Consider the following 21,324-nt stretch of genomic DNA (forward strand, 5'->3'; position numbering starts at 1 on the left):
GCGTTGAGATTCGCAAACCGACCCTAACCGGAGAATCGCCGGTGGCCGCCGCAAGCCGCTCGCTCGCTACGGCGCTATGAAAAGCGCGCGTCGCAAGCGGCTTGCTCCCGAACTGCTACACCACCGGTGGGGGCACGACCGGCGATCTCGCCGATCGTCCGTGCGCAGCCGACGCAAAAGCCGGTCGGCGCGTCGATGCGGCAGATTTTGATGCAGGGCGTTTCGGCCATGTGCAATTACCCATATCATGAGTCACGGTGACCGCTCAACACATTGAAAAGACTAGTCTCTGCTTTTCCATTGGGAAGCATAAGCCGAGTCAATTTCACCCCATATCCTGAGTCGAAACTCCGAATTGCCCTCATAAAATGAGTCGGCTTTCGAAGCCAAATTCGCCTTGCCTTCGACGTCGACGGGCGGCGAGCAGGAAATAAGCAGTATTGCCGAGTAATTGGAAGTCCTCACGGGACCCGCCAACCGCACGTCAGTATAGGCCGATCGCGATGGGCTGGCGCTGATATCCGAAACGATCCCTCGAGCATGCGGGCCGCTTCCGCGACATTGGGCGTGAGGTCTGGACGATTGTCTAGGATGCGTGCCGCTACCGCGCGTTCGCGACGGGCAGCCCGTCAAATCATCGGAGACGGCACGGTCGATTTCCGATTTGCGGCGAAGCCGATCTCGGGGAGGGCGGTTTCCCAATCACGGATCCAAAACGATTTGGAAGCATAACATGAGTCGAATTTCACCCATAAAGCGAGTCGTCGCAATCATCGATCAAAATAAATCAATATGTTATGGGGAAGATTTGAACCCATAAATCGAGTCGCCACTCCGAAATTGGAGCATAAATCGAGTCGGATCGTGTCTTGAACGGGTCAGATGGGTTCGCGGGCGGCGGCTTTCGTCACTGCGAGCCGGCTCTCCAGGAACAAGGCGGCGGAGAGCGCGGAGTGGGCGAGCGTCCACTCGAGGAGCCGCCGATAATCGATCCCGAGGGTTGGGCGATCAGCATGGCTCGGCGCGCCAACCGCCCAGGCGCGGTCGATGTCGTCTCGTCGGGATCCCGGCCGTCAAGGTCGTCGACCACACGGAATGTCGAAGAGCAGTAGCCCAACTTCCTCCAGCGGGAGTTGCGCCATCACCTCGCCGTCTGGCTTCAGAACCGCAGTCGGCCCCCAAGAAATACTCCCTTCGCGCTCGCCGGTCACATCGGCGGAAAGCAGCCAAAGACCGGTTTCACGGCACCGTTCACCCCTTACGGCATTGTGCACGTCCTTGAACACCTCCGCAGTCTTCCGAGCGAGCATATTGTTGCACGGGCACACGATCAGCGAAGCGCCGAGGTCGGCCACCTTTCGAGCCGCACTGGGAAAATTCGTATCGTAGCAAATGTTGATTCCGAACCTCAGCCCATCCCTCTCGAAGACGGTGGTGTCGCTTCCCGCGTCGAAAATCTTTTCGCCGCCGAGGAGGTGCTCTTTGCGATAACGCCCGACGACCGCGCCGCGATCCACGACGATGGCGGAGTTGAACAGTCGTCCCTTCTCCTCCTCGATCAGCCCGATCACGATCATCGGGCCAGTCTTCGGAAACCGGTTCAGCAGGGTCTCGAACGCCGAGGATGTGAGATTCAAGGCGTTTCGCCGAGCCGGCGCTTCGTCGACCAGATATCCTTGAGGGAAGCCCTCGGGGAAACACAGAAGCGACGCCCCTTCGGCTTCGGCGCACGCCGCGATCTCGATCGCGCAATTCAACGCGCCCTCGACGTCTTCGCGAAATTCGATTGTTTGGGCCGCGGATATCCTTACGGTCGTCATGGCTGCTTTCCGGCACGGTTCCATTCAAACGGAATCGATTGGTCGAGCCCGTTGCCAAATATCCCGCATCCCTCTTTCGATGCGTGCGACATGGTGTTCCCTCTTCGATCTCGGACGACTTTTGAAGCCCGCCGGTTTCCGCTCGTCAGATTTCGGCCGGGTGAACCTGAAAGAAGGATATCCGATCGTCGCTTCGGGGATCTTTCACGCGGCGCTCGGCGTATATTTCCCCGGACCTCGCCGCAGCGCGCCACGGACGCGCCTTGTTGAGCGCGATGTCGAATTGCGGATTCGATCTGTCGATTCTCCCGACGATCAAGGCGTCGCCGTTGTTCCTATCGGCCTTCGCGAGGAAATGCCCGTCGGGTCCGATGAGTCCAGACGAAAGCCGGTTGCCGGGCAGAGCGGGGATCGAAAGGCTGAGCCAGAAGTTGTTCGTCGCCGCATGAGCCCGCGCCAGGATGCCGTACATGGGGTCGTCGGAATAGGCGGAGAACAGCATGCAGTCGACGCCCTGCTTTGCATAGTCGAGGAACAATTCCGGGAATTGCACCTCGATGCAGAGCGCAAGGCCGAAGCGCACGCCGTCGACATCGAAGACGAAGGACTCGACGCCGGGCGCGTACCAGTTGCTCAGCTCCGTGTGGGAGCAGAGGCGCTTGTCGTAGCGTCCGACGAGCGTCCCCTTGTCCGATATGACGTAGAGGCTGTTATGCGGACGGTTGGGAGGGGTCAGCCGATGATTGCAGCCCAGAACCGTCCAGAGTTCGAGGCGCGCGGCGTGGGCGGCGACGGCGTCCAATTCCTCGCGCAGCGCGCTCCAATCCACGCGCGCCCAATCGGTGATCTGCGATTTGACGTATCCCGACAGGCCGCCTTCGGGGAATTGGACAAGCCTACAGCCTGCCGTCTTGGCCTCCGACATCATATCGCGCATGCGCCGTCCGTTTTCGCGGACATCGGGAGATATCACGCTCTGCGCCACGGCAATAGAAAAAGGAAATGTCATCGGACCACCTTAGCTGATGCACTCGAGCCCGCCTCCCCCCGAATGCATCCACGAATTCGTTTGCCATGGCGTTGAAATGCCTCGCATCGACTCTCACAAACCAAGCACTCGCTGCTTTTCACCGTCGACAATGAGCACTTCTCCATCCCTGAGCGTGCGATAAGGAATGCCGTTCGCTTCGAAAAACGCGATCTCCTCGGCGACTTTGCTCGACTCCGAGTGATTCGACTGGAAATGAACCGCGATCGTGTAGGGCAGCAGGTCGAGGCCCGCCCAGACGACGTCCGGTTCGTAGAAGGCCGGCACGTCGTTCGGATCGTCTACGATATCGAGGCCCATGAGGCCTCTTGAAACGATTACGGCCGCAGCGCTGAAGCCTCCATACACGAGCTCGTCACGCGCGAGGGCCGCCTTTATGTGTTCGTCGAAACCGCTCTGCCTCATTGCTCGGCGGAGGATGAATGCATTGCCGCCGTTGATCCAAACGACGTCGACGCTTTTCAGGAAGCTCCCGAGATCCGCCGCTCTCCCAAAATATTCCCGCAAATCGAGTTCCACCGTGACGAAGCCGAGCTTGCCCAACTTTTCCGATTGGTCTTGGAGCCACTTTGCCCGTCCCTCTGGCCGGTTATCGAGAGCGTTGACGATGACCGCTGCCCGTTTGGCGCCACGTGCAAGAGCGACAATCTCGTCGGAGCAATTGCCGAGGTCGAAAGAAGACAAGTATAGGCGCATGGCCACCTCCTAAACTCTCGAACGGGCCGTTGCAATTTCTCGATGCGCGTAGCATTACATGGATGCGACAGGCACGGCCTCGACGCGGGCATGGAGCCGGGTGCCGGCTGTCGCGCCTCGTGGCCCGTGGCGCAATATGCGGCGGGCGCGCAAAAGGCCGTTACAGCCGGCCCTTATGGCTCGAATTCTTCATCGGAGCAAGAATGGCTATCTCGTCATTGCGCTTGGCCACGAGCGACGATGCGGATCGGCTCGGCGCGATTCATGTGGCGTGTTGGCGGGAAGCGTACGACGGCATCCTTCCGAGAGAAATGCTGAGCAAGTTGACCGTCGAAGTTCGAGCCGCCATGTGGTCCAAGATCCTCGCCGATTCCGACGCCGGCGCCGGATCCGCTGTTTGGATTGCCGAGAACGACGGGCGGATGGTCGGCTTCGGATCCTGTGGACGGCAACGCGACCAAATGCTGATGGAGCGAGGTTTCGACGCGGAAATCAGCGCACTCTATATTCTTCGGTCATGTCAAGGCGCCGGCGTCGGTCGAGCCATTATGGGCGCGATGGCTTCGCTGCTGAGAGAGCGAGGAAATCGTGCAGTCAGCCTTTGGGTGCTTCGAGAGAATGCTCCAGCTCGCGGGTTCTACGAGCATCTTGGCGGCGCCGTTGTAGCCGAGCAGGAGGATGCGAGGCCGGAGGCTACTCTCGCCGAGGTGGCCTATGGATGGCATGATCTTCGCTCCCTGATCGGCTGACGCTGCCGGCGGCGTCTCCTCTCCGCCGACGCTACGTTCGCGCGTCCCGAGCGTAGGACAGGCGATCACCTCGCGGATCGATGCGATAAATTTCGGAGAAGCCCTCCTGAAACGTCGGCGCCTCGAGCAGGTCGGCCACGGATTCGATCGCCTCGCGAGGAACGCGCTCGTCTTCCGGCCGACTCGCGTTCCTCGCGAGGGCGACGTTCAGAGGCGTGTCCACCCAGATCGCGAAGACAGGGACGTTTCCACTGCCCGCGACTTCGATCGCGCGTGCTCGATGCCGAGCGGCGGGCAGAGCCGCATCGAACACGGCTGCCGGCTCACGAATAATGGTTTTCGACGATGTCCTGATCCAGTGGGTTTTGCCGGCTCCCTGCAAACCAAAAACGACGTAGAGTCTCTCGATCGCCTTTTCGGTGACCGCCGCCGACAATTGCAGATAGCACTGCTCCCACGCGGCCTTGCTGCGCTCGGGGCTCCAGATTCGCGGCTGGCCCAGAAACGAGTCGGGATTGATGTAGATCACCTGCTCCACCCTGGAGGCGACAGTCGGGCTTCAGGAGAGAAGACGACTCTTTCGATGTCAGTAAAGTTCCTGCCGCGGACCCGTAGCGTCAAGGGACAATTATCTTGCCGATTTGCCCACGAGGACACGTTCCACTTCCTTTCGTCGAAACAGCGCGCGCGGGAGACGATCCGCCGCGACCGGCGTGACGCCGCGGACCGCGAGGGCCTTGGTGACGCCCTTCGCGTGTCCGACCCCGAACGCGTCCATGAACTCGTTTGACATTGCGTATTCGCTTTGGAACGCGTCGAAATCGACGCGCGCGATGATGGTCGCCTTTCCGGTCGTATCGGCGCGCAGGAGACCGGCTTGGATGAGCGCGGGAACCATCGTGTCGATGGTCTTCAGTCGGCGCGCGACGTCGCCGGCGTACAGGAAGTCCTCGGCGTCGCGCGAGGGGCGTTTTTCGATCGAGGGGTCGCGTTTCCACTCGGAGATCGCGTGTTCGACGACGGGACGGTCGAAAAGCTGGAAGCGGAGCTGCGGCGGCCCGGCGACGGGCTTCACGCCGAGCCGGGTCAACAATGTCGTGGCGGCGATAGCGCTCTGTTTTCCGATCATGGACGCGATCGCGTCGGGCGTGATGTAGGCGGCGGCGAAGCGGGCGATCTCGTCCGGAGAGACGAGGATGGTCGAGGGATGCTTTTCGACACGCAGGAAGCCTTCCCTGACGAGCGAACTCCCCATGTTCGACGATATGCCGAGCCGCTTTTGCGCTTCCCGGAGCGTGACGAGTTTCGCGCGCGCCTCGGCGGTCGCCGTATCGCTGGCGCGTTTGTCGGCCTGCGTCGCGAAGTGCAGCGCAAGCGCTTCGACGGCTTCGTCGCGCCGGAACACGAAGGTCTGGAATTCCGGGCGCCTACAAACGGGCTCGACGCCGAGATCCGTCAAAAGGTCGGTCATCGTCTTGCCGCCCTTGCGCCCGTCGGGCCGTCCGATCAACGCGCCGAGTTCGTTGGCGAGGACGTAGGCCTTCTTGAAGCGCGCAACACTGTCGCGGGTGAACGGAAGTCCGCGACCGCGCCGCCGGCGCTCGAGGAAGCCGGCGTCGGCCAGTTGGCCGAGCATCCAAGGCATCGCGCGGATCTCCTTGCTCGCCTCGATGGCGGTAAGGACCGGCTCCGCGCTTTCCTGCTCGTTGATCTCGGCGATCAGGAGTCCTGCCCCAATGTGGGCGTCGATGGCTTCCTCGGCCGCAGTCCGCGGATAGAGCGTTACGGAGCAGGTCGGCGGCCCGACGACAGGGGCGACGCCGGCGCGTCTCAGGACGGCGATGGACGCCGCCGCCCGCTTCTTCCCCATGCGCTTCGCCAGTTCGGTCGACGTGGCGTGGGCCCGCATGAAGGCGTCGGCGTCATCGGGCGCGACGATGAATCCGCGCGGGAGCTTGTAGGCGGGAAGCAGTTTCTCCGCGACGAGCCGCGTCACGACGAATGCGTCGAGCCCCATTCGGCGCGCGGCATCGTAACGGTCGAGCCCATTCGCGGGCAGGGGAGAGTTCTTCTTCCGGGCGGCTTCGGCAACGGCGGCGGCGAGCGCCGGCTCCGCGTCGGCCCGCAGGTAGATGACCTGCCGAAACGACGGCCGCGGGAAGGCGGGACGAACGCCGGCGGCGTTCAGGACTGCCATCACGGATCGGCCTTTGGGAAGGTCGAACTCCTTCGAGAGAGCGGTCGTCGTCGCGTAGGTCGCGCGGAATCGCTCGGCCTCTCCGTCGACAATGCGGCGGACGCGTCCGGTCGCTTCGGTCTGGACGGCGTCGTTCGCGATCAACTGGTGCACGGTGTCCGCGTGGAGGCCAATCTCCCGTGCGAATTCATAGGGCGACAGACCGGGGCGGGGCGGCCGGCCTGGCATCGCCGTGGCGTCGGATTTGGAAACCAACGCGCGGTTCAGTCCCTTTGCGCCCGGATCGACGGCGCGGATTGAAAGCGTCCCGTCGAGGACAAGCCGCAGGAGCTCGGAAAGCGGGCGCCGGAAAATCTTGTGGGCGATGGTGATCGGTATGAGGTCTTCGTTCTCTCCCGAGGAGGCGGGTTTACCCGCGACGAGACGTTCGACGAGATCGCAGGCGGCGGCTCCCGGAAGAATCCAGATGTTCAATCTGTTTTCCCGGTCGGTCTTTCCGTCGACGATCGCGGGAATGAGGCCGGCGCGGATGAGCTTTGCGACGCCGAGGGGCGCGATATCGAGTTCCTTGGCGATCTGCTGCCTGCTCTTGTTGCCTTTGAGCTTGGCCGCCAATTCGTCGACCTTGTCGGCGTCGAGCCGGGCCGGTCGGCCTCTCAAGGAATCCCCAGGAATGAGCCCGGTTGCCGAGGCTATCGGTCGAAAGCGTTCGAATGTGACGCCCATGGCGCGTGCGGCGGTGGCCATGTCGATGCCCGGAAGGTCGAACGCGGCGCCGCCGGCGACCGCGTGACCGCTTTTTATGACGACATTGGCGCGCGCGTGGTCGCGTATCACGGAGCGCAAGGCATCGCCGAAGGCGTTGTCCTTGGGCAGCTCGCCCACCCAAATATGGAAGTTCCCGTAGGCTTTCTCGACACCCCACCGACGGTCGTGCTTTTGCTTGCCGTCATCGGCGACGAGCCGGTCGAGGAGCCTTTCGAATTCCACGGGGAAGCCGGCGATGATGCGGTATCCTTCCGCGGCGATTGCGGCGCGTCCAAGTTCTCGACGTAGCTTCATCAGGCCTGCTTTTTCGTCGAGCGATGCTTGCCCGATGCGGTCGAGGGCGGCGATTGCGTCCCCGAGCGAGGGGAGGCTGTCGAGGAGGGCGTCGCCAGGGCGGGGGCGGCCGAGCAGGCGGTCGCGAATGTAGCGGCTGAGGGCGATCTCCCACGGCGGCGCCGGCTCGCGCGGACTTTCGCGGAAGTCGTGGCCTTCCGTGCAGCTCGTCGGGTAGGATCGGCGACACTTGGGCGGCTTGGCGCATCCGCAGTTTTCGACGATTCTTATGCCGTGGTCTGGACAGGCGGAAACATAGGGGGTGTCCCACCAGACGCGATGATAGGGTTTTTCCTCGAGGCAGGCGGGGCACCAGCGACGATGCAGGACGCTGAACTGATCGCGCAGGAAGCGTTCGTCGAAGATGGCGACATGTTTCGGGTCGACGCGCGGACTGGCGGCGCGCACGGCGTCGGCGCCGCCATCGACGAGATCGGCTTGGCAGAAGCGGGCGACGATGTCGGGATCGACGTCCCACACGGTTTGACCCTTGCAGAGTCCGTATTTCTCGAACACGGTGTACATCAGGCGCGAGCCGTTGTGGTAGGCCGTGCGGACGAGCAATCCGTAGGCCGGCTCGTCGGCGTGGTGCGGAACGCGACCCGGATAGGGCCATCGTGGCGACGTGATCTTGGACTTTGCCATCGTCAGTGGACCTCGTTCTTTTTCGCCGGCTTCTTCCGTGACCAGAGGTTCGACTCCTCCGCGTCTTCATCGGGAAGCAGTCGAGGCTTCACCGATTTCCACGGCGGCTGCTTCCATGGATTTTTCGCGGTGAAATTTCCGCGACGCATGCGCTCGAACGCCTCCCAGAGATCGTATTCTGTGATCACCTCGTGATCCTCGTCGTAGGCGATGGATGTCGCGCGGAAGAGGAACTTCGCCAAGTGGTCGAGAATCCCGCTGCTGGTTTTGTGCAGGCGTTCGGCCATCCGTTCGTCCCTGAACGAGTCGGCTGGCTTCAGGTCGAGCGCCTCGCCGAACTCGCCGACGATCGCGATCCATTCCTTCCTGTCGTCTTCGTTCCCCCAGTCGAACGGCGTGATCATCATGTCGCCGGCGCTGCGGCGTCTCATCTGGTCGTATTGGGCGTGGACGGCGACCAGTTTCTCGGTGCCGGCGAGGACGACCTGGCAGATGTTTTCACTGACGATCTCCTTGATCTAGCGTGTCAATTTCTTCGTGAACCTTTCGGTCCTGTCCTCGACGACGTGGGTGAATTCGTCGAGGATCAGGAGCTTCACCTTTTGCGTGGCGAGCTGGGCGATGACGGCGCGTTTCTTGTCCGCGGGCCTGCCCATCGATAGATCGCCGGCGCCGAGAGCGGTCAGGATCGCGTCGTGGAAATCGCCCAATTGCGAGTTGGGAGGCGTGACGACGCGCACGACGGGGCGCACGATTCCCGACGCCGTCTGGAACGGACCGCCGAATTTCTTGGTGAAACGTCTGAGGACCGTGGACTTTCCCGTTCCCGCTATGCCGTACAGCAGGCCGGCCGTCGCCTCGTTGCCGGTCCCGTGCTCCTCGAACATGCCGGTCAGCCATGCATAGGCCGCGTCGTATCTGCGATGGCTGAGCGTCATCGTGCCGACGCGGGTCAGAAAGCCCTTCTTTTCCGGGTTGGCGTTCGCCAGTGTCTCGGCAATGTCGTCGGGGTAGAGCCCGTCCGCGCCGCGCAGGGATTTCGGATCAATCGTCATCGGTCAACACCCTCGGGCGTTTGGGAGCGTCGCGCCGCGGTTCCGGCGCCTCGGGGGCGGCGCGCGGCGCCGGCGGCGGAGCCGGGGGAACAGGGCGCGGCGGCTCTCGGGTCTCAGGCCGGCTCTCCGCCGGCGCGGTGCTCGAGGCGGAGGCGTCTTCGACACGCTCGCCGGTGGAAGCGGATGCTGCGGGGCGACCGGCGTTCCTGCGCGCCGCAGGGCGGCCGGCCTTCCTGCGCGCCGCGGGCGGATCGCTCCGATTCGGCTCTCCGTCGACGACGCTGTCGACGAACGCTTCGTCGCGGCGCGCCTGCGTATCGTCTTCGGGGTCGTCGATATCCGAATGGATATCGAATCCGCGAGCGTCGTTGTCGGCCTGCCCGGACGGGGCGGAATCGCCGTCGAGAATATGCCCCTTGCTGGTTTCGGGATCCTCGCCCCTGTAGGTGTAGGCGTCGAGAATGGACCGGTCCGCCCCGAAGAAATGCGCGAGCTTTTTCCTTTTGCGTCCGGACTTGACGCTTCCGATCATCTTCTGGCCGAGGGCGAAAAGTTCCGCGCGCGACAGCAGAAGTTCCTTCATCAGAATTTTGCGTCCGCCGTAGCGACTGACGGCGTGCGCGCGGATGATTCGATGCTGGTTCAGGGACAGTCCCTCGGCATAGTCGGGGCGGGTGCACGGAATCGGGAGCGCCCGTCCGTTCTTGGAATCGATGACCCAGACCTTGCCGAGATTGTCGGGATCGTAGCGGACTTCGACGCGCGGATCCTTTTGGAAGCCCGCGCGGAACATCGCGAGCTCCCTGCAATTGTAGCGAAGGCCGAAAATTCTGATGCCGCGCCTTTCGGCTTTGCGGTCCTCATAGCAGCCGACGAGTTCCATGAGGTCGTCGTGATTGCGAGGCTGCTTGGGTCGGTGGGCCGCGACGCCTTGCAGCCACAGGTCGATGCGCCTGATGCCCGACTCCTCGTCGACTCCCTGGTTGTGATGGTCGACGACGGCTTTCGTGAAGAAGGTCACCAAGTCGGACAGCATCACGACGGCGTCGTCCTCGGGGGCGTAGTCGCGCCCGGGCTTGTCGTAGAAGCGGAGGGTCAACCCGGGAAACATTTCGAAGTAGAGCTTTTGGCTGCTGCGCCAGAAGGTCTCGATCGTGCCCTTCTTCCATGCCTCTCCGGGCGGAATGAAGTCGACGAGGCAGCCGATCGTTTTCGCCGCAGCGAAAAAATGTTTCGAATGGAACGCCACATCGTGGTCGAGGAAGAATCAGAAGGGCACGCCGTTGATCGGCCATGAATTGCGGACGATCGGCTGCCCATCCTCGTCTTTGGGCAAGCCGGAAAGATCCTTGAAGCCGACGGTGTGCTTCAGCGCGCGCGCCGTGGACGTTCGTCCCGGCGGATCGAACGAGATGTCGAATCCCGCGATGGCGCCCGAATAGCAGTCGACCACCGCCATCACGTAGGGGGTCCCGAGCGGCAGTCCGCTGGCATCGTCGATGACGAAAAGCCGAAGGTATTTGAAATCGGCTTCGACGCGCTCGAAAGGCAGGCAGACTTTGGGGCCGGCGCCGACCGGCGAGATTTCCTGTCGCGTGGCGTCGCGACCGTGGCGGCGATAGAGGCGCACCTGCCGGCCCATCTTGCGGCAATGCTCCCGCACGGTCTTGTATGAGACGAGGGACGGCTTTCCGTCCCTGATCAGTTGCTGGACGGCTTCGTGTCCGCCGAGATGCTTGGCAATGGTGGCGTTTGCGGCGGCCTGGGCCGTGCCGATGGACGGTCGGCGGCGAGCGAGCCATGTCTCGTCGATCGCGTCACGGATGGCGGTGATCTTGAAGTCCTCGAGCTTCGCGTCGCGGTTACCTTTGCGATCGTCGTGTCGCTTCAGCGCGCGCGGATCCCGTCCCGCCTTGCTCCATACGAGCCACCAGCGATAGACGGTGAACCAGTCGGGAGCTTTTTCCTCGCGCTCCTTCGCGACGGCGTCGCAGATGGGTTGGAGGCAGGCCTCGGAACGGGAGAAGTCGGCGCCGAGCTTGTCGAACTGCATGACATATCGCAACCTGCGGAAGATCTCCTTTCTTTGCTTTGCCTCGAATGCCCGCAGCGGCACACGCAGCGCCTCGCGGACGCCGACCGGCAATCTCACCTCGTCGGGGGATACGAAGGCGAGCTTTCCAGAACGATGGAACTGCTTGATCTGCACGCTCGTCAGAACGGTTTGCAGTTCGACTTTCGGCTCGCGGAAGACGTAGCCGGACGGATTCGCGGTTCTTCCGACGCAGAGCATGACCTTCCCCATCAGGTCGATGGAGTCGATGTTCGGGATCAGGAAGACGTCGTTGTCGCGTTGCTCGGTTATCTGCGGATCCTTCCGCGGATGGGCGCTCGGCGATCGAACGGAATGCTGGAGTCGATGGCGAGGGCGCCGAGGGCGACAAGATTGAGGACCGCGGAATAGGCGCGTTCGAAGTCGAGGCCGATGGAGGCGATGACGCCGTCGAGCGTGAAGAGAGGGTTGGCGTCCGCGAAGGCTCGGACCGCCTCGACGTCGTCCTCGGGAACGGTGCGGGGGGCGGCGTGGGCGAATATCCGCAGCGCGTTCGTGTAGCGCGGCTCGGCCATGATCTCCTTTTCGGTGTAGACCGCGAAACGGCGCGATTTCGACTCGGCGTCCCGTTTCAGGCGCTCGTACATGAGACGGTTCTGCGCGTATTCGAAGCCGTGGAGAACCTCGACATCGACGACGACGTCGACGACGCCGGCGGGCTGGCCGGCCCGGTGTATAGCGTAACGGGGACGGTAGGTTTCCCATGTCGAGCCGTTCCACCATTGCAGCGGCTCGGGCTTCGTCGAGAACTTCAGGACGTCGGGATCGATGGCGGTGACGAGGAGGAAATCGGCGGCGAGCTTCTTCTTGTAGGGAATCATCTCGCCGGTGCGCGCATGGAAAAACCAGCCGTGGTGCGCGGTTCGCGTGTCGCGGCTGTCCTCGGAGCGGCGGTTTGCGCGAACGACCTTGGGGGTGCGATTGACCCAGACCATGCTGCGTCCTCCGACTATCGCGAGACCGGACGGGAATTGCTTCCAGATTCGCTTCGGACGGAGACGGCCGCTCTCGTCGAGCGTGCGGCGTCGACAACAGGAGGATGGCGCGACGTATTTGCGGTCATGGCGTGCGGCATGAATTCGTAGCCCTCGGTGGGCTGCCGCGACGGTGGCCGAACGGGTCGATTTTCGCTTGCGCCGTGCCTGGCGATCGCGCAGACTCGTCCTGTCACCGTCGCGGCAGCGTCGGTGTTGGTGTCGGGTTGTCCGCGGTAATTAGGCGCAGCGGACGGCTTGGATTGCGGAGCGCTCCGGGTGCTTCCGGAGCGCTCTTCGCTTTTCGATCGGTCGATTGCGGGTGATTCGCTCTCCTTGTCGATTTCGACGCTAAGAATTGAAACTCTTCCGAGAAAGAGTCACCAGGCCGCTCTTTGGCGCGAACTGATTCGAGCGGGTGCGGACAGGCCGTTTCCCCAATCGGCGCCGGATGGAGTCGGCCTCCGAGTTTTTTTTCGCGCGAGGCGTTTTTGGGCGGCTGGATGGCGTCGACGGCTGTTTTCCTATTTTGTTCCGAGTCGTTTCGCACCCCGAGAAAACCTTGCGCGCACTGGGGTTCCGCTGCTGCAACTCGCACGAATCCTAGGAAATCTTCGAGTGCGCGGATGTCTCTCGTTCAGGATTCGTCGCTCGACGCCATCGAGCGAATGACCCGCGAGAGCGGGAAGCGGACGAGTTGGGCGCCGGGTCCGACTCGCTTGGACCGCGTCTCGGCCTCGTCGAGAACGACGCGCCCGATCGCGACGAGCGCGGTGCCGGCTGCCGTGCGGAAGACCGGGTCGCCGACCTCGGCCCGCACCTGCCAGAGGCGCGCCAGAATCTCGTCGAACAAATCCTCGCTGGTCATGATGCTGTTCTCCTGTTCGGTCGCCCGGCCGGAAAGCGGCGAGGGCGATGGAATATTTTCGACGCGAGCCGCGTCTGGGGCATGGGCGCCGAGCTTCGCCGGGCGGAACGACTTCCGAGGTTTCATGACGTCGCTTTTGTCGCCGGCGCCGCTCATTGATCGCCTCCCGTATCGACGAGAGCGCCGCGTCCGAGCCTGTAGAAGCGGCTCCATGTTCGCGCCCAGCATTGATGGGGATCGATCGCGAAGAGGGCGGACGTGCGCATGAAGGCACGATCTCCCATGCGAGGGTGCCCGGAGACCGAACCGACCAGGGCGGTCTGGCCCACCATGACAAAGGCCCAGTTTTGGAGGAGAGGCGCGTCCGCGAGGTCGGCTGCGGTCGGCGTTTCGCCGGCGACGAGCCGGGCGAAGTCGTCGGCGAGCGCCCGTGATTTCGCGAGCGCGCGATCGGGGTCTTCCCCGAGGAACATGGGGATATCGTCCATTGCAAATCTCCTTTCGAAAACTCGGGACGTCGTGTCCCGAGAGAAAAACGTTCGCACGCTCGGTCGCGATCCCGTCTGCGAACGGATCAAGCCGCGAGGATGCCGAGTGTCAGCGGTGCGTTCGGTCGCGGCGTTGCGCGGTGCGTTCGCAGGCGGCGTCGGAGATGAGACGGGTTGCCGGCAGGAAATTGGGCGAGGCGCCGCGAAGGCCGGAGAAGATGGGAAGGAGACGAACTCGAAAAATACACATCGAAGGACACTCCGTTACGCGTCCCCCGAACGAAACATCGATCTCGCGGTTCCGTTGGGGGACGAGTGGAACCGGTTCGGCTGCACACTCGGCGCGTCTTGGAAACGCGGCCCGTGTTGAAGTCGTAGGCTGGATATAGGGAACACAACGGGAACGAGTCAAGCGCTTGTCCGCGCAAATTCGCTCCGATCGGCCTCGACTCTTCGGCAATAGGCCCTCGGAAAAGCGCAATTTATCTTTTGAAAAACAATTACATAAGTGGTGCAATGAAAGCGCGAAGATTTGGCTTTCTAAATATATAGAAAGTCAGCTATCTAGCTTTCCTGCATCGGCGGCGTGGATGATTCAGTGCGAACGGATGCGATGTCATGATGACTGGGGTGGCCGCCGAGCACGGGGTGGCCGAAGTCCGATCCGTGGCGGCGCGGCGGCGCGACGACCCGGCGGTCGGACGGACCCAATAGGGCTCCGGGCGACGCGGAAAGACGCCGCAATACGTTTCAGCGTGCGAGGAGCGACCTGAAATTCTCCGCGATCTGGTCGGCTGCCCGATCCTCGGTCGTCCCCCATATTTCCGCCACCGCCGGCAAGGCTCGAACAGCGTCCCACGGCATGAGAGGCTGATCTCCGAGCTTTCCGAACGGACCGTCCGTTTCCAGGCAAACCCGGTCATTCGGCATCATCGACGCCAATCGGCGGCCTCGCCGGCTCGTCAACATCGCGGGCCCGATACTGAACCAGCAGCCGAGGTCGATGGCTCTTGCGAGTTCGGTCTCGGCCCCCGAGAACCAATGCAGGACGGGCTTTCCGATGTCGCCGGCGGATTCGATGGCGTCCAAAACGGAGGACGCCGCCATTCTCGAATGAAGGCTGACGATCTTGTCGCCCTGCGAACGGCATCCTTCCAATATCTTGGAGAGCACCTCCTTCTGGACTGGAAGGCTGTCTCGATGTTCGGGAGATCCGTCGAGCCCGATTTCGCCGACGTAGCGCGTGCGCTTCATGGTCTCGACGAGGAGATCGACCTCCTTGTAGCGTTCCTTGACCAATTCGGGATGGAGTCCCGCCGCGACCCTTATGCGGCGCGCATCGCCAACGAACCGCAAATTGCCTTCATAGGCTTTCGGCGTGGTGGTGACGGCCAGAATATACGCGCCGCGTCGCGCCGCTTCCGCGATGACGAGAGCGGGCTTCGGATACAGGTCGAGATGGCAATGGATGTCGATCACATCAGGCCGGCGCCGCGCATGAAGGCTTCGATCTCGGCAAGTCCCCTGATCGCGACATCCCGATAGGGCCGTGGGTCGCCGATGCGGCTCGACGAGACGGACGGGCCGACCCATCGGTTCGGCCCGTGTCGCGCGGCGAGGTCGATCGCCTCGAGACATTGCATCACATCGTCGTATCGAGAGAATCCCTGATGCTGGAAGCCATGTCCGTGAGCCGGCTTCTTGTATGGCGGCTGCGTTTCGTCGCCATCGATCCTGCCGGTCCAACGGAGGAAGGAGCTTCGGCGCACGATGCAGGGAAGGCACGCCCCGCAATGGGTATGAATTCGCCCACCTCGTCCGCAGCTCATGGAATGCGGCGCCAACTCTTGTAGTCTGGTCTGATCCAGACAGTCGACCATCATCTCCCCTTTGGTCTTCCATCTATAGGGATTGATCAGCCTGATTCTCAGGTCGAGCCGGTCGAGAAGCTCCTGCATGTCGGCCAGGAACACGGGATGCGTGGTGCGGGTGCTCAGGCTTCCGACCCTCAGGCGGGTCAACGGGACATTCAGGCTGATGAAGCCGTTCTCGGGAACGTACAGGTCGACGATCTCGCCGTCGCGATGCCTGTCCAGCGTGGTCGCGGCGAGGACCGCGAAGGCGATGAATGCGAGCGATCTCGGCCGTTGTGAAATCTCGGGGTTGCCGCGCAGCGTCTTGGCGTTGTGATTGAGCGAGAGGAGTCTGTCCCGCGCGCCGAGGGCGGCTGCAAAGTCGTATTGCCGACCGCACTCTCCCGACACCCGATTGCTGATGAAATACGGCGTTTCCGATTTCGCCTGAAGGTCGATGGCGCCGATGAGGCTGTCGAGACCTCCCGACAACAAGGAGACGCAGGTTTCCGGCCTCGAGCCGACCGGGTTGCGCGGTGGCGCGGGATGGAAGCCGCCGCCGATGAACCGAATTGTCCAGATGTCTCCCGTCAGGAACCTGAACATGCGCTCCAACAGGGAACGCTCCTCGTCCCAGCGGACGGGATCGCTCACCGCGACGACGATATCGATCATGCGGGTCCAGCCGTCCTCGCTGACGCGGGCTCGATTCACATAACGATCCGCGGCGATCACCGCCATTGCGATGCCGGTCAAATCCCATGCATGGGTGGCGCCGGTGCGCCCGATCTGCTTCCGGAACTCGCGCCTGACGCCCGACCCAACGTATCCTTCCACGTTTCCTTTGGGAAACTCGAAAAGCGACATGCGGGCGTCATAGGCGGTCGGGGGCAGGGGGCTGTCATTGGGAACAACGGCGATCCTCATTGCATCCACCCTTCGAATACGTCCATGACATCGCGGATCACGTCGCGAGCAATCGCATCGCTGGTCGCGGAGGTGACGCGATGGCCTGCGTCGCGGACATCTTGGAATTTCTCACGGAACATCTCGCGAATGGTGTCCCTGATCGTGATGCAGCGGTCATTGTAGAGCACAGGATTCCCGTCCGCCGCCTTCTGCATAGTCGTCCCGATATCCAAAAGCAGGTCGGAGAACACATGGTAGGAAACGGTCCTGAGATAGACCTCGTTGATCGCCAACGGCGTCATCGCGAGCGGGTCGAGGCCTGGATTGGCTTCCAGCACTTCCGCGAGGGCGTCGTTGACGGCCTGACGTCCCACCGCGTCGTCGAGCGTCGTGTCGTTGCGGCATATTCCGTCGACGAGAGCGTTGACGACATCGTCGACCGGTCGTCCCGCCAAGGTCGTTGGGTCTAAACCCAACTGCTCGGCGGCGGCGGTTCCCTCGGCCAGACTCGATAGAATATTGAAGGCTCGACTGGCGGTCGTAGCCGCCTGTCCCATGCGAGCTGCGGCGCCTCTCGACCCTCCGTAGCCCTTCGAGACATAGCTGCCGATGCCGCGGCGCATCGACCGCTCGTCGCCGTCTCGGACGAAATCGCCCAGCGACCTGCGCGCCTCCGAGAACCGCTTCGGCGGCGCCACGTTCGGCTGAAGCGGCGGCTGAGGTTGTTGGGGCGGCGGCGGGGGCAGCGGTTGAGGTTGAGGCGGAGAAGGATTTGGCGGCCCGCCGTCTCCGCCTCCGGGCGCGAGAATCGGCGGCACGGCGGGCGGCTGAGCCGGTGGTTGTGCGGGAACGTCCAGCCATGGCGGAATCAGGCCGCGATCTGGTTTCGGGCCGCTGCTGGATCTCGACGTGCCCATCAGCGTCCCTTCTTGGTGTTCAACATGCGCCTGAATTCCGGCAAAATGTCCGGTCGTTCGTTCCAGTGTTCGATCAGTTCGCTACCCCATGGCCGCGAACGGACCCGCAGGATCAAGGGCGGCTTTAGGGACTGCGGCGACAGATCGGCGAGGAAGTCGACAAGCCGCTTCGCCAGTTCGGAGTCGGCGCCTGCGACGAGCGACAGTCCATAGAGGCCGTCGCCGGTGCCCCAATCCAATTCGCTTCTGGCCTTGCCGAGCAGCTTTTCCATGACGAAGACGCGATCCTCGGCCTGCAACCGACCGAAGCGACCTTTCAGGTCTTCCGTTCCTTCCAGTCGGAGGGCGAGCAACTCCTCCGTGATCGATCGAGCATCCTGTGAGACGCGGTCGTCGATCGACAGAATCGGCAGGCTTTCGCGACCAACATGCAACGCCCCGCGCAGATCGACGTTCTCGAGCGGAGGATCGAGCTTCAGCCAGTCGGATACGAACGCCTTGTCGGATTGCCATGCGTCGAATCCCTCGGCCGGCAAGTCTTCGCCGCCCCGCACGGCGTGTTCCGCCACGCCGATTCGAGCGGGGCGTCCCTCGGTGCCCGTATTCACGGCTTCGACGAGAAATTTGAAGGACGCGGGCGACGCGCAGCGTTCGAACAGCAGGATCTTCGCAAGGACGCCGTCATCCACGGGAATGCTCTGCACCTCCGCGAGCTTCTTTCGCACGGACAAGGTGTTCAGGAACCGCTTCATGAGACGGGGGTTGCCGCTGATCCGACGCGACGTCGCCATCTGCTTGGACAGACGTTCGGCGACGGCGAGCTCGACCCTGAGATTTGCCGGGCAGTCCGAAATGAGTCCGACTACATACTCGGCGGTGACGGATTGGCCTTTCCAGCTTTCGGCAAGTCGTTGGTTGACGGCGACGCGAACCGATTCTTTGATTTCCGGCGCCAGAGTGCTGTTCTGCACGAAGAGCAGCATGAGATAGGCGCGCGCCTCGTTGACGCCGAGTGGCGGAACGCGGAGCGGAACCTGTATGAGCTTGTCGAAGTAGCTGACGACCAGATTATCGTCCAAGCTCACGCCCTTGAAATGGATGCGTACCGCCTCCTTGATCATGTCGTCGTCCGCGGCGATGACGAAGGCCGTCCTGTCCATGAACAGGAACAAGCGCATCGCTTCCAATGTTCCGATCACCGTCGGCGGTAGGCATCGATCCAGGTCGTCGACGAAGACGACAAGCGTGACGTCGAGCTCTTTGAGCAAGTCCTCGAGGTATTTCCTCAGCGCGTGTATCATCTGGGGCGGCGTCTGAAACTTGGCTTTGGGGCCGAGCAGCTCCTTCGCTTCCTTCCCATGTTCATGGGCGAAGCTTTGCGCCTCTTTTACATCGTCGGCGGTGATTTCTCCGTCGTTCAGATGTTCGTATAGGCTTTCAAGGCCCTTCGTGAAGGCGCCAACAGGAACACCGGTGACGGCGGTGGCCGTCATTTCGCCTCCGATCCTCGCAAGGCGGAACAAATTGATCCGAGCAAAGAATTCCTTGGCTTTCTGAAGTATCGTTTTGTTGCTTTCGGCTCGCTTTATCAGAGCGCGACTGATTTCCTCCATCAACGCCGCCTTGGCGTCGTCATGCCCTTGGTAGAGCCACGCATTGAAGTTCAAGAATAGAAGCTTTTCCTCCTTCGCTGCTCGAAGCTCATCCTCGATGAGTTTCACCATGGAGGACTTTCCGACACCCCAGCCGCCGGAAATCCCGATGCTCAACGGCTTCCCTTGGGCGTCTTGGATCATTTTGGCTGCGAGGCCGGCCATCATTCGGAAGTTGAGAAAGTCCTGGTTGGTTTCGACGTCGGCCCACATTCAATCGGTTCCCGCAATTCTTTTGTCGCCCCGCAGGCGAATGCAACTTCCGAGATAGTAATGCTCCGATCGAGCTGCAAGGGATCCAGTCCCAAAACGGGAACAGCGCCAAAATCGTGAAGCGTGTCGCATCCGAGAGTGCGTCGTTGAACAGCGCAATCGCCAATGCGGAACGGCCGGTTCAGGCCGCCCCGAAGCTCCTCAACGCCGATCGGCCTTCGACACCTTCTTCGCCGACGGCCTCCTGCGCTCGACCCCACTCGGCGCCGGCGCCCGAGCGATCGGCTTCAGGCGCGCGGCGGCGTCGTATTCGAAGTCGACGATCGTCTGGTCCTTGATCCTGCCGACGTCCTCGTCGATGACCGGAAGCGGGACGAGGAACCATTCCTGCGGCTTCACGGGCTTGCCGAATCGGTCCTTGAGCTTCGGGCGGCTGACGTGGTCGGAATTGCTCCGCAGGACGTAGGTCGTCCCACTCTCCGCGTGTCTTGCCGGCGTCGGCTCCACGCAGGCCTTTCACGCTCATGTCGTTTCTCCCGCGTGCCTAGTGGTTTGGGCTTTCTAAAACGGAAAGTCCCGGGGAGTTGGGGGCGCGTAGGGAACGTAAATCTCGGACGGATCCCAACGCGGCGCCCCAGTCAGGCAAAAGAATGCATCGAGCGCGGCGTCGCCTTGCAGGGCGAATTCCCGTCCGTATTGCGCGCACAACATCACGAAGCACGCGGTCACAGCGTCCAAAGCCCGCTTCAGTGTTGCTTCCCTGAACATGCGCTCGCGATCATGTTTGACTAAATTATAAGCATTGTACCAGTCCAGAGATCGTGTAGGGCATCCATCCGACCAGTCCTTGAATGGTGCAATCGGCTCTAGCCATGGATAATATGGAAATCCGACTTCGTATTCATCTAACTTCATTGCGTTAAGAAGCTTGACATAGTCATTCGTATTTGGACGGTCGATCGCATAATGGCTTTCAATCAGGATATTTTTCCATTGCGCCTCCGCTTCCATACAGGCAAGGATAAGCGTATTTCGGACTTCATGCCCGAATGATCGGTAATTTTCCTCAACGGGATGGACAGTACGAAAAATCTGCTGAATTTGCTCGACGAGCGCATGGAGCTGTCCAGTGCTCTCTGATCGCGCTCGGCGTAGAGCAGGAGTTTCGGCACCGGGATACGGGCCGGGACTCGCGTCTAGGCGTGAGCTATTCGGCCTCGCCATTCGGGGATAGTACTCTCCTGGAGCCAACTTTAGGCTGTGCAATTTGGATCCTGGAAAGCGGCTCTCTAACATTGGAATCACGGCGTCTTCGCTTTCAGCCTCGTGGATACCAAATCTAGACATGGATACATCGACGCGCTCCGCCTTGTTCTGCTCCACTTTCCAGAATGCCTCCGAAGCGTCGCTCCGTATCTGCACGTAGTATTTGACGGATATTTCCATACTGCGTCCTTCAATTACGTAAGTTCCGCGGTGATGAGGCGGCGCCCGGAAGCCCCGCCAACATCCTTGTTCGCTGGGACGTCTGTTCGACGGTCTGCACGTAGATCGATAGGTCGCGCGTCCATTGGCCGCCCCCCTGAACGTCGAAATCAAGGCGGATGGGAAGGCGATTGTTTGTGGGCGTGTCCGCCAAAAGGGCGACGTCGCGGACCCGCGTCACGCATTGAAGCGGCGTGTGTGCATGTTTCGTAACGACATCTTCGAGCGGAACGGACGCTTGGCGAATGACGTCGAGCTTGAACAGGAGATCGAGCCAAGGCGATCCACGATAGGCGTCGAAATACTCGAAGAAGCGCATTCCGAATGTCGGCGCGAACGGGCTCTCGCCGCGCTGCATGGAGAGAACCTCCGTCACGCGCTGGGGCAGATAGTCGATCCCTGACACGCGGGCGATTTTTCGTTGCTCATCTGGTGATTCCGACGGAAGGCGCCCCCCTAAAACGAGATGAAGGCGCCCCCCATAACGGAATGATGGCGCCCCCCGATTACGAGATGATCGCGCCGCCCTGTAACGGAATGA

Annotated in this window: 20 protein-coding genes and 1 pseudogene; 1 reads left to right on the forward strand and 20 read right to left on the reverse strand. The window is 62.0% G+C overall.

Going from position 1 to position 21,324, the window contains the following annotated elements:
• Positions 1 to 74: 74 nt before the first annotated feature.
• The 4 genes from FMZ75_RS21985 to FMZ75_RS18650 all read right to left on the reverse strand — a co-directional run bounded on the left by FMZ75_RS21985 (position 75) and on the right by FMZ75_RS18650 (position 3,564).
• A complete protein-coding gene (locus FMZ75_RS21985) occupies positions 75 to 230 on the reverse strand; it encodes a DUF1289 domain-containing protein (RefSeq protein WP_207783519.1) in 156 nt (51 codons plus the stop codon).
• A gap of 843 nt (positions 231 to 1,073) precedes the next feature.
• The gene (locus FMZ75_RS18640) at positions 1,074 to 1,820 is read right to left on the reverse strand and encodes a carbon-nitrogen hydrolase family protein (RefSeq protein ID WP_166145165.1); all 747 of its coding nucleotides are present in this window, start codon (positions 1,818 to 1,820) and stop codon (positions 1,074 to 1,076) included.
• Positions 1,821 to 1,965: 145 nt separating this feature from the next.
• Positions 1,966 to 2,829: a carbon-nitrogen hydrolase family protein gene (locus FMZ75_RS18645; protein WP_166145168.1), complete on the reverse strand. Its 864-nt coding sequence runs from the start codon at positions 2,827 to 2,829 to the stop codon at positions 1,966 to 1,968.
• Positions 2,830 to 2,922: 93 nt separating this feature from the next.
• The gene (locus FMZ75_RS18650) at positions 2,923 to 3,564 is read right to left on the reverse strand and encodes a Type 1 glutamine amidotransferase-like domain-containing protein (RefSeq protein ID WP_166145171.1); all 642 of its coding nucleotides are present in this window, start codon (positions 3,562 to 3,564) and stop codon (positions 2,923 to 2,925) included.
• A 203-nt stretch (positions 3,565 to 3,767) separates the two neighbouring features.
• Between FMZ75_RS18650 and FMZ75_RS18655 the strand changes: the two genes are divergently transcribed.
• The gene (locus FMZ75_RS18655) at positions 3,768 to 4,313 is read left to right on the forward strand and encodes a GNAT family N-acetyltransferase (RefSeq protein ID WP_166145174.1); all 546 of its coding nucleotides are present in this window, start codon (positions 3,768 to 3,770) and stop codon (positions 4,311 to 4,313) included.
• A gap of 31 nt (positions 4,314 to 4,344) precedes the next feature.
• Here FMZ75_RS18655 and FMZ75_RS18660 read toward each other — a convergent pair whose 3' ends face one another.
• The 16 genes and pseudogenes from FMZ75_RS18660 to FMZ75_RS18735 all read right to left on the reverse strand — a co-directional run.
• On the reverse strand, positions 4,345 to 4,842 hold the full coding sequence (locus tag FMZ75_RS18660) for an AAA family ATPase (protein WP_207783520.1): 498 nt from the start codon (positions 4,840 to 4,842) through the stop codon (positions 4,345 to 4,347).
• A gap of 99 nt (positions 4,843 to 4,941) precedes the next feature.
• On the reverse strand, positions 4,942 to 8,256 hold the full coding sequence (locus tag FMZ75_RS18665) for a TniQ family protein (protein ID WP_255461844.1): 3,315 nt from the start codon (positions 8,254 to 8,256) through the stop codon (positions 4,942 to 4,944).
• Between the two features lie 2 nt (positions 8,257 to 8,258).
• Entirely contained in the window at positions 8,259 to 8,663 is a 405-nt protein-coding gene (locus FMZ75_RS18670) for a hypothetical protein (RefSeq protein WP_166145183.1), read from the reverse strand.
• Positions 8,664 to 8,774: 111 nt separating this feature from the next.
• The gene (locus FMZ75_RS18675; protein WP_166145186.1) at positions 8,775 to 9,311 is read right to left on the reverse strand and encodes a TniB family NTP-binding protein; all 537 of its coding nucleotides are present in this window, start codon (positions 9,309 to 9,311) and stop codon (positions 8,775 to 8,777) included.
• Positions 9,301 to 10,560 carry a Mu transposase C-terminal domain-containing protein gene (locus FMZ75_RS18680; protein WP_166145189.1) on the reverse strand — a complete coding sequence of 420 codons (1,260 nt, stop codon included), beginning with the start codon at positions 10,558 to 10,560 and terminating at the stop codon, positions 9,301 to 9,303. Before FMZ75_RS18680 ends, FMZ75_RS18675 begins: the two co-directional genes overlap by 11 nt.
• An 18-nt stretch (positions 10,561 to 10,578) precedes the next feature.
• Positions 10,579 to 11,457, reverse strand: coding sequence for a hypothetical protein (locus FMZ75_RS18685; protein WP_166145192.1), 879 nt, complete (start codon positions 11,455 to 11,457; stop codon positions 10,579 to 10,581).
• Between the two features lie 215 nt (positions 11,458 to 11,672).
• Positions 11,673 to 12,359 (reverse strand): hypothetical protein, encoded by a 687-nt coding sequence (locus FMZ75_RS18690; RefSeq protein ID WP_166145195.1) that lies wholly within the window; start codon positions 12,357 to 12,359, stop codon positions 11,673 to 11,675.
• 676 nt (positions 12,360 to 13,035) lie between these two features.
• Positions 13,036 to 13,266 (reverse strand): hypothetical protein, encoded by a 231-nt coding sequence (locus FMZ75_RS18695; protein WP_166145198.1) that lies wholly within the window; start codon positions 13,264 to 13,266, stop codon positions 13,036 to 13,038.
• Positions 13,267 to 13,418: 152 nt separating this feature from the next.
• Positions 13,419 to 13,754, reverse strand: coding sequence for a DUF6634 family protein (locus tag FMZ75_RS18700; protein ID WP_166145201.1), 336 nt, complete (start codon positions 13,752 to 13,754; stop codon positions 13,419 to 13,421).
• A gap of 750 nt (positions 13,755 to 14,504) precedes the next feature.
• Positions 14,505 to 15,233 (reverse strand): Qat anti-phage system TatD family nuclease QatD, encoded by a 729-nt coding sequence (qatD, locus tag FMZ75_RS18705; RefSeq protein ID WP_166145204.1) that lies wholly within the window; start codon positions 15,231 to 15,233, stop codon positions 14,505 to 14,507.
• Complete coding sequence (gene qatC / locus FMZ75_RS18710) at positions 15,230 to 16,534, reverse strand: Qat anti-phage system QueC-like protein QatC (protein ID WP_166145207.1); 1,305 nt, start codon at positions 16,532 to 16,534, stop codon at positions 15,230 to 15,232. The genes qatD and qatC overlap by 4 nt, the downstream gene beginning before the upstream one ends.
• Entirely contained in the window at positions 16,531 to 17,139 is a 609-nt protein-coding gene (gene qatB, locus FMZ75_RS18715; protein WP_166145210.1) for a Qat anti-phage system associated protein QatB, read from the reverse strand. The genes qatC and qatB overlap by 4 nt, the downstream gene beginning before the upstream one ends.
• Before the next feature lie 293 nt (positions 17,140 to 17,432).
• A complete protein-coding gene (locus tag FMZ75_RS18720) occupies positions 17,433 to 19,298 on the reverse strand; it encodes a P-loop NTPase fold protein (RefSeq protein WP_166145213.1) in 1,866 nt (621 codons plus the stop codon).
• Between the two features lie 201 nt (positions 19,299 to 19,499).
• Entirely contained in the window at positions 19,500 to 19,805 is a 306-nt protein-coding gene (locus FMZ75_RS18725; protein ID WP_166145159.1) for a hypothetical protein, read from the reverse strand.
• A 54-nt stretch (positions 19,806 to 19,859) separates the two neighbouring features.
• Complete coding sequence (locus tag FMZ75_RS18730; protein WP_166145216.1) at positions 19,860 to 20,744, reverse strand: hypothetical protein; 885 nt, start codon at positions 20,742 to 20,744, stop codon at positions 19,860 to 19,862.
• 10 nt (positions 20,745 to 20,754) lie between these two features.
• A pseudogene (locus FMZ75_RS18735) lies at positions 20,755 to 21,324 on the reverse strand (hypothetical protein); the annotation flags it as partial.

It is taken from the genome of Methylosinus sp. RM1 (genome assembly GCF_011378635.1).
Classification (GTDB): domain Bacteria; phylum Pseudomonadota; class Alphaproteobacteria; order Rhizobiales; family Beijerinckiaceae; genus Methylosinus; species Methylosinus sporium.